Origin of the sequence: Brevibacillus brevis (genome assembly GCF_900637055.1) — a bacterium.
GTDB classification, from domain to species: domain Bacteria; phylum Bacillota; class Bacilli; order Brevibacillales; family Brevibacillaceae; genus Brevibacillus; species Brevibacillus brevis.
In genome coordinates this window covers 6,665,562-6,679,064 of the sequence record NZ_LR134338.1, presented here as the reverse complement: position 1 = coordinate 6,679,064, position 13,503 = coordinate 6,665,562, and the positions used below count along the sequence as shown (strand labels likewise).

Sequence of the window (13,503 nt, the reverse complement as noted above, 5' to 3'; positions counted from 1 at the left end):
ATTGCCTGAAAGGAGGCGAGATCGATGTGATCAAGATTCAAGCGTATCTGGACAACGGTGAAATGAAAATACATGCGGTAGGTCATGCCAATTATGCAGAGCATGGAAAGGACATTGTATGTGCTGGGGTTTCTACCATCATGCAAACCGCGTTGCTGGGGATTCAAGCAATAGCACAGCAATACCCGGATTATGTGTCTTTAGAAATTCAAAATCAGGAAGGAGAAGGAACGAAGTGAAAAAGTCTCAATGGTTATTCCGTTTGCAACGATTCAATGATGGCGGAGGGGAAGGTGGTAACGATGGAGGCGGTGGTTCCGGTGGAGTTGCTGGAGCAAATGACGGAGGCGCACAACAAAATGGTGGCGGCGATAAGGGCGGGGAAAGTAAGCCTGCGGTAGCCTTTTCCTCACAAGAGGAATACGATTCCGCACTACAAGGAGCGGTCAGGGACTTCTTGAAAGAGCTGGGCATCGAAAAGGCTGATGACTTAAAGGGGATCGTTGATTCCCATAAGCAAAAGCAAGAGGCTGAAAAAACTGCTGAACAAAAGCTGTTAGAGCGGGAATCTGACCTGAAGAACGCAAATGGCACAATCCAATCCCTCCGGATTGAAAATGCCTTCACCTTGGAAGCAATCAAGCAAGGGATTGATCCGGACAAATTGTCTGATGCCATTCGACTTGCAGACCTGGGTAAAGTTGAGGTTACGGAGGCAGGCAAAGTAAAGAACATCGATAAGTATGTTACTGAATTGATCACTTCTAAACCGTGGTTGAAGGCAGATGAAACAACGCGGGGAAATACTCCAGCAGCCAAGCCACTAGCCAATCAAAAGTCTACTATTCCAAATATCTCAGACCTGCGTAAATTGCAGCGAATCTAAGGAGGAAATCATTCATGGTACAAAAAACGAAAGCACCCACCTTCCGCTATAACCTACAACGATTCAATGGAGCAGGAGTAATTCTCAGCAGCAGTTTAAGTGGACTTATCCCAGAAGAGACCTCGCAAGAAATTATCAAGGATGTGGTGCGCGGCTCGACAATCCTCAAGCTGGCTCAACTAGAGCCAATGACAACAGAAACAAAGAAAATTCCGGTGTTCCTGGATAAGCCCGGCGCATATTGGGTGGGTGAGGGTGAACGTATCAAAACGTCTACTGCACGGTGGACACAGGTTACATTGACAGCAAAGAAACTGGCAGTCATTATCCCTATGACCAAGGAAGCGCTGAATCGTTCCAGAGTTGATGTCTTTGAAGAACTAAAGCCTTATGTGGTGGAAGCCTTTTATACCAAACTGGACGCGGCAACAATCATGGGAACGGAGACGCCATTTACATCTGACATTCTCACTGCTGCTACAAAGGCAGGCAATAGCTTTACCCGTGGTTCCGTGTCTGGTAAGAACTTGGCAGACGATGTAAATAGTGTGATGGCACTCATTGAAGCAGACGACCAGGAGCCCCGCGCTTTTGCTGCACACAATGGCTTGAAATCCTCGTTACGCGGTTTGAAAAATAGCAATGGTGATCCACTTTACCTAACAAGTGTACGGGAGGGTGTAGCAGAAGATTCACTTTACTCCTTACCGATTGAATACAGTCGGAATGGTGCCTGGGATAAAACGAAAGCTGACTTGATCGCGGGTGATTTCAAAAAGGCGAAGGTCGGTATTCTCAAGGACATCGAATATGAAATCTTGAAAGAGGCTACCTTGCAAAGTATTACTGCTGCAGATGGGAAGCCTCTTTCTCTTGCTGAGCAAGACATGGTTGCATTGAAAGCTACGTTCCAAGTTGCGTTCCTTGTAATCAAAGAAGGGGCATTTGCTGTCCTACGTCCTACCGGATTTGTACCAACACCTTAATTATTGAAAGGAGCTATCGTTCATGAAAAAACCAAATGATATGCTGACAATCACTGGTGGCAAGGACAAGAAAAAAATAAAAGTGACGCGGAAAGCATTTGAAGTCGTGTATGAACCATTGGGATACAAGCTGGAAGATGACCCTGTTGCAAATGAAGAGACGCCGGTGAATACCAATGGCAATTCTGACAAGTAGTGAGCTGATCGGTTTTTATGCTGAATTTGCTTCGTGGGAGCTAAGTCGTCTTGATCCAGTCATTCTACGGGCGAATGTATATGTGGAGGGACAGGTGACTGTACCTGATCCTGTCCCCCTAGAATTGAAACTGGCCGTTGCAATGGTGGTCAAAGACATGGCCCAAGATCGACGATTGAGCAGTACCAAGCAAGGAGATTATCAGGAGACGTTTTCCTACGTGAGCAATGACCCTAAAGTCGAAGGTATCCTCAAAAAATATAGCAAGAGCAGGGGGCAGAAGTTGTGGATGATCTAACCGAATATAAGCGGCTTCTGTGCCACTCTTTTACCCTTCTGGATGTCGGAGGGGAACCCGACCCTTTCACTGGGGGAAAAGAACGCTCAGAATGGCTTCCTGTTGTTCAGAAAGTTCCTTGCAGGGTGTCTGGTTCCCCCGGTCGCATTCAGAAAATTACAGGGCGACAGGCGACCCCGCAGGACTTCCTCATGCACACCCTGTATGCAGATTTGAAGGCAGGTATGCGGCTCAAGATTGAGCAACCTGAATTCGCAGGCAATCTGTATGAAGTCAGTCTCCCTTATCCGGTCTATGGCGCTGAAAGCTTACATCATTACGAAGTAGTGATTGCCATGATTGATCCTGTCACGGGAGAAGAACCGGAAATCTAATGGCAAAGGTAGATAAGAGAGACCTGGAGCGTATGTACAAACGCTTGAAAAAGCATAACAAACGTGAAGTACAGGTTTCTATGGATCGTGTTGCCCGTATGGCTGGTATGCAGGTGTTACGGGGAGCTCAAGATAGGGTTCCAGTACGGGACGGGATTCTTCGTGCCTCTCTGGTTATTGGTCACAAGGAAAATGTATTTGATTTGGTCCTAAGTGGGCTTCGAGCTGAAATCACGGTAGGCACCAACCTGTCATATGCGCGTTACGTGGAAGAAGGGTTCACTCAGAGGAAAGGGCAATTTGTGCCGGGGTACTGGGATCGAGAAAAATTCATTTATGTCCCTGATCATCCAGACGGCATGATCTTGAAAGGGAAGCGCGTTCCTGGTGTTCACTATCTTGCGAGATCGACAGCAGAGGTTGAGTCAATCATGGACGAGTTGGTAAAAGAAGAGCTGGATGATTTAGCAAGGAGGCTGTTTCCAGATGGGTGATGATGTGCTGTCTGTACGACACTGGCTATTTTCTTTGACAGGAATCCAAACAGAGAACCTTTCTGTACCCAAGGACTTTAAACGGCCCATGTGGTTTGTTGAAGAGCCATTTCGTATTCTGGAACCACGGCGTGCTGATGCCTACCGAGAGAAAGGGACAATGAACTTTGTTCTGATGGCAAAGGATATAGAGCAACTTACGAGGTTATCTTTGGCTGTCAGGCAAGACCTTGCGGATCGGAGCTGGATTCTTCCTCTCTACGGCCCGGACAAGAAGCAAGTGGGATATCTGCGAGAGTGTCGTTTGACCATGAGCAAGCCAGATAACTTAGACCGATCGTTTGAACTGAAATACACCGTTTATATCCCATATACTACGGTGGTTTACGACCCGTTAGAAGTGATTCATAGACGTTACGATGAATCGTTGAGGAAAGGAGGCAAGCCTCATGTCTCGCAAACAGGAGCAAAATAAACCAGCTTATAAAAAAGAACAAATCTTGAAGGTAGCAGAGCAGAAGTTCGGGTTAAACCGAACAGAAGCCATTGCTACCTTTTTTGATGCACCAGACGAAATGACTGTCGATCAGGCAGAGGAATTCGTGAAGAAATTCAAGGAAAGGACGGTGAATTAAATGGCGGGACAATATCAGCCGGGAGAAGATAAAGTCTTATCCGGTGTCTATTCGTTTCTAAAGTCTTTTATTAAGGAGCAAACCCAGCTTGGTAATCGCGGAAAATTGGCATTACCAATCGTCGCGGATTGGGGACCGATCGGGGAATTTGTAACAGTCCGATCCAAGGTTTCCGCAGAGAAAATCTTCGGAGTCACAGAAGCATTTAATCTGATTTGGGCAGCTAATCCTTATCCAACAGAGGTCTTGCTGTACCGCGTGGCGGGGGATAGTGCGGCTGTCGCAAGTGTGACTTTGAAGAGTAATGCAACCGATGTATTACTTGTGGAAGCCAAGTTCAAAGGAGAGGCTGGCAACAATTTGAAAGTCGTAGTGCAGCCAAGCTTGTTGGATGCTACCAAAACAGAGTTGCTGATCTATCGGGGAGCGGAGCTGGTGGACAGTCGGGCAGCGAAAACGGTGGATGATCTGGTTCAGGCTTTCAGTGATAGTGAGTTTGTTGTCTTGAAAAAGATAGCTGATACACTTCCTGATGCAACGGCGGGTGTAAACCTGACTGGAGGTAACAGTGGAACCAGTGTGGAGGCAAAAAAATACACGGCATATCAAAATGCGCTTGCGACTCAGAAAGGCAAGTACGGTGTATTTACTCTTGGAATTGCTGATCCTGCCCTAAATGCGGCAGCAGAAGACTGGACTAAACAGCAAAATGCGCTAGGTAATTACATCAAGTTTGTTTTCGGCGGCGATGAAACAAGGGATAAAAACAAGCAAACCATCATGAAAGCATCTACCGATGTGAACCACATGGCTATTGTCAATGTAGGAAGTGGAGCACGTTGGAAAGGCAACACCTATGCGAGTTCAAAAGTGGCCATTTACATTGCATCCCTGATGGCTTCCCTGCCGCTTAATTACACGATGGCATTATATATTACTCCATTCGAATCCCTAACACATGAGTGGGACCCGGATACGGATTTAATTGAAATGGTGCAAGCTGGTGTACTCATGCTGAACATGGACAATCGGCAGGTTATCATCCAGGAGCCTGTAAATACCCTGACTATTCCGGGGCCTGATCAGTCAAAAGACTACGGCAAGATTCGGGTGGCTGACACCTTCCACACTATCCTCCATGCAGAAGAGGAAGCAGGAAAGGAGTGGATTCGTCAGCAGCCAAACAGCAACAGCCCTGCTCGCCGCGCTGCCTTTTGCCAGATGATGAAGCAAGAGGTATTCAGACCCCTTGCTACGCTGGAAGTAATCGCGAATGATTACGAATTCATTGAAGACCCCGAATATCACGGGGAGGACCCGATTTACACGCCAGCTCGTAATGCGGGCCATTTCATTGCTGGCTTCCGCCATCAAGATGCTCTCGAAAAAATTTATATCTACAACAAATCAAAGTGAGGTGATACAGCATGAAAGAAACGTATTCCGGTACCCATGGGCATTTTTATGACCAGAATGGAAGGGAACTCCCCGAGTGCATTGGCTTTGAGCTCTCTGAGGAATTTGAGAAGGGTGAAAGTAAGAGGGCTGGGAAGCTTCGGAAAAGACATCGTGTGCTGGCATCATCTGTTAGCATGACAGCTACGTTTGAACGTACATCGGATATCCAGCAGCTCATCATGGAAATCTCGGCAAACCCCGAAAAGAAAGTGAATTTCATTGGGGAACTCGACGACAAAATTGCTGGCAAGTATCGCGTCGCAGTGACTGGTTTTTGTCCCGACTCTCTGTCATTAGCAAAATGGAGTCACGGTGAACTTGATGAGGATACAACGCTTGAAGGTACAGTTGACGACTACGAGTTTATTTAAAAATACCAGGGCTATTCCAAGGAGGAATCTCAAATGAGTCAGTTTTTGACGATGGAAGACTTTTTGAGCATGAATACAGAAGAAGTCGTAAAGGACGTATGGGTTTGGAAGAAGAAAGGCGTTAAGCTACCGATCCGTTCGGTCTCCGGTGAAGTGTATTTCAAGGCAAGAAAGGCAGCATTGAAAGTTTCTGTCTCCGGTAAGAAGAGTAAAGCAGAACGGAAAGTGGAGTTTGATGACTTGCGTTTGAAAGCAGAGATCATTATTGCAGGTATCGATACGGACCGTACAGATTTTCGCATTGATTCTCAACAAGTGCTTGCGAAGTTCGGTAAGATTGCTGCTGTTGATATAGTCCCTTGCATTTTCAGCCCGAATGAAATTGATGCGCTTTATGAGGCCATCTCAAAGATCAGCGATTTCACGGATGACGAGGAGGCTGAGGAAGAGGTAAAAAACTCATAAAAGAGAGTCCTGAGTTGGCTCTCTTTTCTTATATCTGGCAAGAAAAAAACAAGCTGCCAACAGAAATTCTTTGCCTATCAGAACGCGAAAAACAGTTCGTCTTGGTTTCCACAGCGATGGAAATGGAGCGTAAAGCAGAGCAGGCAAAGAAACTAGAACGGCAAAAGGGTCGGCGGGGAAAGGGGAGGAGGAGATAACCAATGGCAGCAACAACAACTCTTGCCTTTGAAGACAAGATAAGTCGGCAACTCACTTCTCTCCTGCGTTTGCTCGGCAAAACCCTAGATGCTTTCGATGATGTGGAAGATGCTGCAAGTGATGTCGAGGATGCGATTGAAAACATGGATGACGGCGCGATCAGGGAAATGGAACGTGCCTTGGATGACGCTTACCAGCAAGCAACAAGACTGTCCCGAGAACTTTCTGATGTAGATCAAGAAGCCGGTGCTGTTGATGGTAAAGGGGCTTCAAGGCTGGAAAGAGCCCTCCGTGAAGCTGCAAAAGCTGGTGATGAAGCAGCAGCATCACTTGAACATGTAGATGCCGTAGCAGGACACCTTGAGGAAATTGGCGGACTGGCAACAGCAGGAGGCGCGGTCGTTACAGCAGGATTGTCTACGGCTGCTATGGCAGCGCACGACATGGATCAGGCTCTTGGCATTTTACAGGCGAATGTAGGTGCTACAGACGCTGAAATGTCGAGCTTGTCAGAAAGCGCCAAAGGGGTTTTCGCATCAGGTCTGGTAGAAACGCCATTGGAAGCTGCTGAATCGTATGGAAGGCTTCGCCAACTTTTAGAAGGTACAGACGAACAGATCGGGAAAGTGGCTGAAGGTGCTCTCGCACTTGAAAAGGCTTCTTTCGGTAATCTTGATCAAGCAAGCATTGCAAAAGCGTTGGATATGATGCAGGGGCAATGGGCTACTGACCCAATTAAAGGATTGGACATGATAACGGCAGCTTACCAACGAGTGGGTGACAAGGCAGATGATTTACTCGATACAATCTGGGAATACTCACCACAATTCGCGGAAGCAGGTATCAGTGCTGAAAAAATGATGGGTATGTTCGTTGCAGGAGCCGAAAAAGGGGCGCTCAATTTTGACAAGCTTGGCGATGCTTTTAAAGAGTCGTTCGGTATTCGATTGAACAAAGCGCTGGATGAGAAAGCCTTGGGCGCTCTTGAAGGTATTTTCGGTGAGGATAAACTGTTCAAAATGCTCGATCAGATTAAAGCTGGTGGAAAAGAAGCAGAAAATGCGATCATGACAATCACCGCAGGAATTGCTTCTATCAAGGATCAGAAGCTACAAGATGACGTCTTGGGAAACGTCTTTGGAACTCAGTATGAAGATGTTGGACGGAAGGCTTTAATGTCCATGCTTAATGCTGGTCCACTTGAAGATTTTGCAGGAAAAACAACTGAAATAGTTGGCCAAGTTTCGAATGAATGGCAAGCGATGGCAAACGAAATGAAGCTTGCAATTGATCCGATAGGTGACTCCGTATTAGAAGTGGCAAAACCAATTGTTGGTCTTCTTGCGAAAATTGCAAAGGGAATTGGGGCATTTACAAAAGAGCATCCGTTCATCACGAAGGTGGCAGTTTCATTTTTGATGGTAATGGCTGCCCTAGCTTTATTGGTGGGACCATTAATCTTTTTGGCTGGAATATGGATGCCTGTATCAGCAGGCTTTGCAGCAATGTCAGGTGCGATGGCTGGATTTGGCATAGCGTCGATAAGTGCTTTGTGGCCCATTCTTCTTGTAATAGCTGCGATAATAGCTTTAATAGCAATTGGCTGGTGGCTCTACGAAAATTGGGATATGGTCAGTGCTTATCTAGTAGCAGGCTGGGAATGGGTTAAAAATGCGGGGATAGCAGTTTGGGATGGAATTACAGCATATTTCAAAATGCAATTTGAATTCTGGAAAGGTCTGTTCACAGCATTTATTCAGTTCCTCACAGGTGATTGGTCGGGGGCTTGGGAGACAGTAAAGGAAACTTTTTTCAACGCCTTTACTACGATCGACGGCTGGTTTGATGGGTGGATAAGTGGCTTGTTTGATAGCGGCAAAAAAATCATACTGACAATCGTTGACGGGATCTTATCTGTTAAGGACGAAGTAGCAAATGCTATTGCCAGTGCATTAGAATGGGCTGATCAATTCTTACCACATTCTGATGCTGAGCTGGGTCCTTTTTCTCGGCTTACAGATAGTGGTATGGCTATTCCTGAGACTATGGCAATGGGTGTTGAAGCGTCAAGTGACTCATTAGTTTCAGCTTTGGATGGTACTTTTAGTCAAGTTCCAAGTTATACACCTTCTATAACAAGCGGAAGTCAGGCACAATACACAAGGCCAAATGAGCAGCCAGCTTCTCTATATATTGACTTTCATCCCACTATTCAAGTGACCTTGCAATCAACAATAGAGAATACTGAGGATGAGTTAGAGAACCTATGTGAGCGAATTGCAATTATGCTTGCAGAGAAAGTAAAACACGTTTTATCTGGAACAGGTTCCATAGTCCTTGAATAAAAGGTAAAATATTCCCGTATAGCTTTTCGATGGGGAGGATTCTCACATGAGTTTTTTTGGTGGAAAAAAAGAATCGAATAACGAACCAAGTATTTTGGTAATCTCTTCCGACAAAATTAACAGGGATTACGAACCATTAGGGACAGTTACAGTTACATCACCTAAAGTAACACATGATGTTGATTTCATTGTAAAAATGCTTGGTGATAAAGCTCAGGAACAAGGAGCAGATGCAGTTATCTGCTTCAGATACAATTTAAACGGTGCCTTACATACTGCCTACGGTACCGCAATTAAATTCAAGTAAATAGGAAGGCGCTCTACAAAAATGTAGGGCGTCTTTTTTATTGGAGGTAAGGGAGATGAAATTCAAGCATCTGGAGTTCTGGTTAGCCTGGAACAATAACGTTGAAAAGCTTCGTCTTCCTGTCATTCCGCCAAAAATAGCTGTAAAGATCGGGCATAGCTACATCGATATTGAACTGGTTGCCATTGGGGAAGCGACTATCATCGGGGAGTCAACCTTGGAAGAGTATTCTTTTTCTACGTTTTGGCCTGAGACATATGATCCGGGGTTTTGTGAATACGACGGTTTTCCGTCTCCCGAAGAATTCGTGGAGACTTTGAAACGGTGGAAAAATTCGGGCTACCCCATTCGGTTTACGGTGACAGGTAGTGAAATCAATGCTGCTGTGACCATACGTGATTTTTCTTATGAATGGGACGGGTTTGACATAGATTTCAAGTTGGCACTGAAAGAGTATCGGTTCGTGACCATGGAGAGTACTGAAGTGAGCATTCCTTTCCAAACAACGGGTAAAGGGAAGCGACCGGATACACGAAAAGCGAAGGTGTCAGCCACCAAGAAAAAAGAAGAAAAAAAATCATTGGTTGACAAGTATAATTCACGATGAATCTTGGGCGGAAAGGTGGGAGACTGATGCTGCCAAAATATCATTATGAGGTTCGATTTCAAAAGCCGGGTAAGCAAGCGCTGCTCCTTCCCTTCTCAGAAGCAACATGGTCCGGAAGTCGTCAGGAAGCAAAGCGTTCTCTGGCTGTTAAAACCAACAATGGACGGGATCGCTTTTGGCCTGATGTGAATGTAGAAGAAGGCGATCTGATCGAGTTGATTTCTTTTATGTCTGGCACTCCACGCTCACTTTTCACAGGTATGATTGTTGACTTAGGAAGGACAGCAAAAGGAGATATCAACGCAGTAGCATATGATTTCGGCTTTTATTTACTCAATAACGATGTAGCTGTGGTTTCAACAGGTGAGGCTGCCGATCAGCTTCTAAAGCGCATTTTCGCGCAGCATGGCATTCCCGTTGGGGGCATAGGAGCAATGCCTGCCGTGGAAAAACAAGTCATTCGCGGAAAGAGTGTATGGGATGCAGTTGTAGACGTCCTCAATCAAGTGTTTCGCTCTACTGGTGTTCGGTATTGGTGCTGGATTGACCAAGGGAAGATTTATGTGGGAACACAGCGAGGGCAAACAATTCAGTGGAAAGTACAGCAAGGAAGCAATCTATTAAACGCGGAACGTAAACGATCAATTGCAGAAATGAGAACAGTTGTAAGAGTGGTCGGGAGCGACAGTGAATACATTTCTGTTTTACATGATGAAGTTGAAACTACCAACGCTAAACGGTACGGCCATCTTGTTAAGGTGATAGAAATACAAGATGAAGACCGGGGAAACAAAATTGAAGTGGCTAAGCAAGAATTGCAGAATCTAAGCCGGGTCAAAGAGCAGGCTTCCGTTACTTCCTTGGGGATCGATGACGTCATTGCTGGGACGAAAATTGAAGTCTACGAGGAGATCACGAAACTTCAAGGGGTGTTTACTGTTTTCGGCGACAGCCATACGATACGACCTGGTTACCATGAAATGAAACTCGATTTGCAGATGGAGGTGAATGGAAGGTGAATGGCTTTCAAAAGCTTGCTCACGTACTTTCAGGTGCCAATCAAAAACAAGGAACTGGTGGGACAAATCCACCCCCAAAGGATATACGGATAGAGTTGGCAACTGTCATTAAGCCACCACCCGATTTGAAAATCTTGATAGATGGTATGACAGAACCAATTGGGAAAGAGTTTATTACTGTCTTAGAACACTTGACGAGACATACACGAATTGTCACGATTACCCATCAAGAAAAAGCAGAACGTGATCTGGGTGACATGAAAAAGGAAGATTTTTTAGACACGGATGACTTGGCTGCGCCGTTTACCTCGTTCAAACATAACTATTTGTTACTGCAATTTGAGGACGTGCTGAAGGTAAACGATAAAGTACACGTGTTATCTGTGGACTCTGCCTATTACATCCTTGATAGGGTGAAACGCCCATGAGTATTTTTCCGGTTTTCCCAGTGAAAGAGGCTAGTCCCACACAAGAACTACGGCCCATTAAAAATGTTCTCAGAACGTATAAGTTTGATTTCGAAACAGGGCAGTTTACCGTGCGGCCTGACGGCAAGTCAGTAATGATTGATGGAGAAGAAGCATTGCTCCAAAAAGCTACAAAAGCATTACGTACCGATCGCTATATGTTTTCTATTTATTCCTCAGATTATGGGAATGAATTGAAAGAAGTGATTAGGAGTGATGGAACGAGAGCGTGGAAGCAGGCAGAGGCTAAGCGATTAGTCCGCGAGGCTTTGGAATATTTGCATGGGATAGAACGGTGTGAAAAATTCTCCTTTCTGTGGGAAAGTAACATCTTGAAAATTTTCTTTGAAATCATTACTGAGGAAGGGGTGTTGGAGATGGTGATCGATGTCTGAAATTGATCTTAGCTTTTTGGAAAGCTCAACTTTCGAACGAATTTTATATGACATGCTTCTAACTGTCAAAGAAGATGTAGACAGAAGTGAAGGCTCGATTATATACGATGCTCTTGCTCCGATTGCAAAAGCGCTTTTTAAGCATCAGACGGAACGAGGCAAGATTATCGAACAAGCATTTGCTGTAACTGCAACGAGGAAGTACCTAGAGCTCATGGCAATAGATTATGGGTTAGCTCTGGATAAAAACGAGCCTACGGAGGATTTACGCAACCGAATATTGCGCCATAAACGTAATCCTGAGCGTGGTGGAGCGCTAACTGACTATGAGCGCTGGGCGCTGTCAATACCTGGTGTAAACTACGCAAGGGGACTGAACTTGATAAGAGGGATCGGAACTGCTGACCTAGTTGTTGGCGGCACCATTCCTAACTTATTGGAGACAGTTCGAGAATTAATTGATCGCCGTAAAACACCAGGGCTTGATCTTGTCGTTAGACATGTCAGTAGACAAACTGTACCTATTGAAGTTGTGGTAACGGGAATAGACAAAGAAAAAGCCAGACAAACAATATTGGCATATACCAATTCGATTGGAGTCGGAGGAACGCTATTTTTAGCGCAGATATTTGCTGTATTAGTTGGGGCTGGCGCAACGGATGCCAAAATTATAGTACCAACAACGAGCATTACACTAAGGCCAGATGCTCAAATTGATCCGGTGGTGACTATCGTATGAGCGAAGAGCAAGTCAATGCTCTAATGAGTGAACTACCTAGTTACTATAAAAAAAGTCGGCATATGCGCACGATTATGAGTGCCGCTGCCGACTTTTTGCCAATGGATAGCGACATTTGGAAGGCGTTTTTTCTTCATCTGATGCATAAGGACTCACTAGAACTTTGGAGGCGTGAACTTGACGCTGCCGATGATGAGGACCTGCTTGCAAAGCTAAGAGCAACTAATGGAAGAATGACAGTTGAATCCATTCTTTCACAAGGATATGGCTTACAAGAATCTTATCGCCTCATGCCTGAGGATGGTGTTGAACTCTCTGAGTTTGGAGTAATGGCAGATGGCTGGGAATTTGCCCCGTTAACAGCAGTCATCTTTACAACGCCTGAGACACTTGGTGTAGCACAAGGAATTGTCAAATTAATGGGACCAGCAGGCTTTCGATATTTATTTTCGATTGCGTTATCTCACAAGATCGAATATGAACGAGGATCGGCAAGTCAAAGCATGGATAGATATGGGGCAATCCTTACCACTGACCATGGGGATGATGAGCTGAGCGGTAAGGAAAAAATGACAACCCACTCGCGAACCTATTATTCATTTCAAAACAGCAAACATGACCGTAAGAGTTGGTGGTCACCGAATGTATTTTTTACGAATGACGTAACGTTTGCTGACGAAGTGTTCTATATTCAACAATCAAAGGTTACGAAAACAATATAGGGGGTGTAGGAGTTGCCTTCAAAAACAAGTGATGTAAAAAGCATGAAAACGTATCAGACCTTTAATCTGTTCAAGGACAAGAATATATTTATCGCTGTGGGAAAAACGTCTCCGTGGAATCCTGAAAACCCTGAGAAGGTTCCAGATGTCTCCTATGGTCAGACGATGACAGAGATTGTTGCGTTGAAGCGAGCTGACCAAGTGAGGTTTGTAATGCCAGACGATACAAATGGAACGATTATACAACTTGGTCAGAAGTGGCGCATCATCGAGGAAGTTGAAGCGCGGGCAATGGATTGCCGTTGGCTATATGTACAGGCATGGTTGAGGTATGACGAGTTTCCGATATGTAATTATCGTCAAACAGGAGTATATGCGGGTACGATCTTGGTAGATGGGTTACCAGTAAATAAACAAGTCGTCAAACCGGATGAAGTGAAGGATATGGGTTTCCTGTTAGCTGTGACGAATCAGTCGCCACTGCAACGGGAAGTCACCCATCGCGAAAGCATTGAGTATATCTTGGAGCTGTAAGGAGGGT

21 protein-coding genes are annotated in these 13,503 nt (G+C 45.2%); all 21 read left to right on the top strand.

Going from position 1 to position 13,503, the window contains the following annotated elements; translation table 11 throughout:
• Positions 1 to 26: 26 nt before the first annotated feature.
• Positions 27 to 239, top strand: a complete 213-nt coding sequence (locus EL268_RS32285; RefSeq protein ID WP_106656886.1) for a ribosomal-processing cysteine protease Prp — start codon at positions 27 to 29, stop codon at positions 237 to 239.
• Positions 236 to 886 (top strand): hypothetical protein, encoded by a 651-nt coding sequence (locus EL268_RS32280; protein WP_106656885.1) that lies wholly within the window; start codon positions 236 to 238, stop codon positions 884 to 886. Before EL268_RS32285 ends, EL268_RS32280 begins: the two co-directional genes overlap by 4 nt.
• 14 nt (positions 887 to 900) lie before the next feature.
• Positions 901 to 1,872 (top strand): phage major capsid protein, encoded by a 972-nt coding sequence (locus tag EL268_RS32275; RefSeq protein ID WP_106656884.1) that lies wholly within the window; start codon positions 901 to 903, stop codon positions 1,870 to 1,872.
• A 22-nt stretch (positions 1,873 to 1,894) separates the two neighbouring features.
• Positions 1,895 to 2,068, top strand: a complete 174-nt coding sequence (locus EL268_RS33075; RefSeq protein ID WP_164724557.1) for a hypothetical protein — start codon at positions 1,895 to 1,897, stop codon at positions 2,066 to 2,068.
• Entirely contained in the window at positions 2,049 to 2,366 is a 318-nt protein-coding gene (locus tag EL268_RS32270) for a DNA-packaging protein (protein ID WP_106656883.1), read from the top strand. Before EL268_RS33075 ends, EL268_RS32270 begins: the two co-directional genes overlap by 20 nt.
• Positions 2,354 to 2,740, top strand: coding sequence for a hypothetical protein (locus tag EL268_RS32265; protein ID WP_106656882.1), 387 nt, complete (start codon positions 2,354 to 2,356; stop codon positions 2,738 to 2,740). The genes EL268_RS32270 and EL268_RS32265 overlap by 13 nt, the downstream gene beginning before the upstream one ends.
• Positions 2,740 to 3,234: an HK97 gp10 family phage protein gene (locus EL268_RS32260; protein ID WP_106656881.1), complete on the top strand. Its 495-nt coding sequence runs from the start codon at positions 2,740 to 2,742 to the stop codon at positions 3,232 to 3,234. Before EL268_RS32265 ends, EL268_RS32260 begins: the two co-directional genes overlap by 1 nt.
• Positions 3,227 to 3,709: a hypothetical protein gene (locus EL268_RS32255; RefSeq protein ID WP_106656880.1), complete on the top strand. Its 483-nt coding sequence runs from the start codon at positions 3,227 to 3,229 to the stop codon at positions 3,707 to 3,709. The genes EL268_RS32260 and EL268_RS32255 overlap by 8 nt, the downstream gene beginning before the upstream one ends.
• Positions 3,684 to 3,869 carry a YqzN/YkzM domain-containing protein gene (locus EL268_RS32250; RefSeq protein ID WP_106656879.1) on the top strand — a complete coding sequence of 62 codons (186 nt, stop codon included), beginning with the start codon at positions 3,684 to 3,686 and terminating at the stop codon, positions 3,867 to 3,869. Before EL268_RS32255 ends, EL268_RS32250 begins: the two co-directional genes overlap by 26 nt.
• On the top strand, positions 3,870 to 5,285 hold the full coding sequence (locus tag EL268_RS32245) for a phage tail sheath N-terminal beta-sandwich domain-containing protein (RefSeq protein WP_106656878.1): 1,416 nt from the start codon (positions 3,870 to 3,872) through the stop codon (positions 5,283 to 5,285).
• A gap of 11 nt (positions 5,286 to 5,296) precedes the next feature.
• Positions 5,297 to 5,698 (top strand): phage tail tube protein, encoded by a 402-nt coding sequence (locus EL268_RS32240; protein ID WP_048033496.1) that lies wholly within the window; start codon positions 5,297 to 5,299, stop codon positions 5,696 to 5,698.
• 33 nt (positions 5,699 to 5,731) lie between these two features.
• The gene (locus tag EL268_RS32235) at positions 5,732 to 6,163 is read left to right on the top strand and encodes a phage tail assembly chaperone (protein ID WP_106656877.1); all 432 of its coding nucleotides are present in this window, start codon (positions 5,732 to 5,734) and stop codon (positions 6,161 to 6,163) included.
• A gap of 200 nt (positions 6,164 to 6,363) precedes the next feature.
• On the top strand, positions 6,364 to 8,706 hold the full coding sequence (locus EL268_RS32230) for a phage tail tape measure protein (protein WP_106656875.1): 2,343 nt from the start codon (positions 6,364 to 6,366) through the stop codon (positions 8,704 to 8,706).
• 46 nt (positions 8,707 to 8,752) lie between these two features.
• Positions 8,753 to 9,013 carry a YbjQ family protein gene (locus tag EL268_RS32225; protein WP_106656874.1) on the top strand — a complete coding sequence of 87 codons (261 nt, stop codon included), beginning with the start codon at positions 8,753 to 8,755 and terminating at the stop codon, positions 9,011 to 9,013.
• 55 nt (positions 9,014 to 9,068) lie between these two features.
• Positions 9,069 to 9,620 carry a hypothetical protein gene (locus EL268_RS32220; protein ID WP_106656873.1) on the top strand — a complete coding sequence of 184 codons (552 nt, stop codon included), beginning with the start codon at positions 9,069 to 9,071 and terminating at the stop codon, positions 9,618 to 9,620.
• A 26-nt stretch (positions 9,621 to 9,646) separates the two neighbouring features.
• Positions 9,647 to 10,639 carry an XkdQ/YqbQ family protein gene (locus EL268_RS32215; protein WP_106656872.1) on the top strand — a complete coding sequence of 331 codons (993 nt, stop codon included), beginning with the start codon at positions 9,647 to 9,649 and terminating at the stop codon, positions 10,637 to 10,639.
• A complete protein-coding gene (locus EL268_RS32210; RefSeq protein WP_106656871.1) occupies positions 10,636 to 11,067 on the top strand; it encodes a DUF2577 domain-containing protein in 432 nt (143 codons plus the stop codon). Before EL268_RS32215 ends, EL268_RS32210 begins: the two co-directional genes overlap by 4 nt.
• Positions 11,064 to 11,501, top strand: coding sequence for a DUF2634 domain-containing protein (locus EL268_RS32205; protein ID WP_106656870.1), 438 nt, complete (start codon positions 11,064 to 11,066; stop codon positions 11,499 to 11,501). The genes EL268_RS32210 and EL268_RS32205 overlap by 4 nt, the downstream gene beginning before the upstream one ends.
• Entirely contained in the window at positions 11,494 to 12,240 is a 747-nt protein-coding gene (locus EL268_RS32200; RefSeq protein WP_106656869.1) for a baseplate J/gp47 family protein, read from the top strand. Before EL268_RS32205 ends, EL268_RS32200 begins: the two co-directional genes overlap by 8 nt.
• Positions 12,237 to 12,962, top strand: a complete 726-nt coding sequence (locus EL268_RS32195; protein ID WP_106656868.1) for a hypothetical protein — start codon at positions 12,237 to 12,239, stop codon at positions 12,960 to 12,962. Before EL268_RS32200 ends, EL268_RS32195 begins: the two co-directional genes overlap by 4 nt.
• A gap of 12 nt (positions 12,963 to 12,974) precedes the next feature.
• Positions 12,975 to 13,496, top strand: a complete 522-nt coding sequence (locus EL268_RS32190) for a hypothetical protein (RefSeq protein ID WP_232030194.1) — start codon at positions 12,975 to 12,977, stop codon at positions 13,494 to 13,496.
• Positions 13,497 to 13,503: the final 7 nt, after the last annotated feature.

Excerpts from the sequence above, each read along its gene's own strand:
- EL268_RS32245 (WP_106656878.1), top strand. The coding sequence starts at position 3,870 with ATGGCGGGACAATATCAGCCGGGAGAAGATAAAGTCTTATCCGGTGTC.
- EL268_RS32250 (WP_106656879.1), top strand. The coding sequence starts at position 3,684 with ATGTCTCGCAAACAGGAGCAAAATAAACCAGCTTATAAAAAAGAACAA.
- EL268_RS32270 (WP_106656883.1), top strand. The coding sequence starts at position 2,049 with ATGGCAATTCTGACAAGTAGTGAGCTGATCGGTTTTTATGCTGAATTT.
- EL268_RS32215 (WP_106656872.1), top strand. The coding sequence starts at position 9,647 with ATGCTGCCAAAATATCATTATGAGGTTCGATTTCAAAAGCCGGGTAAG.
- EL268_RS32225 (WP_106656874.1), top strand. The coding sequence starts at position 8,753 with ATGAGTTTTTTTGGTGGAAAAAAAGAATCGAATAACGAACCAAGTATT.
- EL268_RS32235 (WP_106656877.1), top strand. The coding sequence starts at position 5,732 with ATGAGTCAGTTTTTGACGATGGAAGACTTTTTGAGCATGAATACAGAA.
- EL268_RS32195 (WP_106656868.1), top strand. The coding sequence starts at position 12,237 with ATGAGCGAAGAGCAAGTCAATGCTCTAATGAGTGAACTACCTAGTTAC.
- EL268_RS32205 (WP_106656870.1), top strand. The coding sequence starts at position 11,064 with ATGAGTATTTTTCCGGTTTTCCCAGTGAAAGAGGCTAGTCCCACACAA.
- EL268_RS32260 (WP_106656881.1), top strand. The coding sequence starts at position 2,740 with ATGGCAAAGGTAGATAAGAGAGACCTGGAGCGTATGTACAAACGCTTG.
- EL268_RS32275 (WP_106656884.1), top strand. The coding sequence starts at position 901 with ATGGTACAAAAAACGAAAGCACCCACCTTCCGCTATAACCTACAACGA.
- EL268_RS33075 (WP_164724557.1), top strand. The coding sequence starts at position 1,895 with ATGAAAAAACCAAATGATATGCTGACAATCACTGGTGGCAAGGACAAG.
- EL268_RS32230 (WP_106656875.1), top strand. The coding sequence starts at position 6,364 with ATGGCAGCAACAACAACTCTTGCCTTTGAAGACAAGATAAGTCGGCAA.
- EL268_RS32240 (WP_048033496.1), top strand. The coding sequence starts at position 5,297 with ATGAAAGAAACGTATTCCGGTACCCATGGGCATTTTTATGACCAGAAT.
- EL268_RS32200 (WP_106656869.1), top strand. The coding sequence starts at position 11,494 with ATGTCTGAAATTGATCTTAGCTTTTTGGAAAGCTCAACTTTCGAACGA.
- EL268_RS32220 (WP_106656873.1), top strand. The coding sequence starts at position 9,069 with ATGAAATTCAAGCATCTGGAGTTCTGGTTAGCCTGGAACAATAACGTT.
- EL268_RS32255 (WP_106656880.1), top strand. The coding sequence starts at position 3,227 with ATGGGTGATGATGTGCTGTCTGTACGACACTGGCTATTTTCTTTGACA.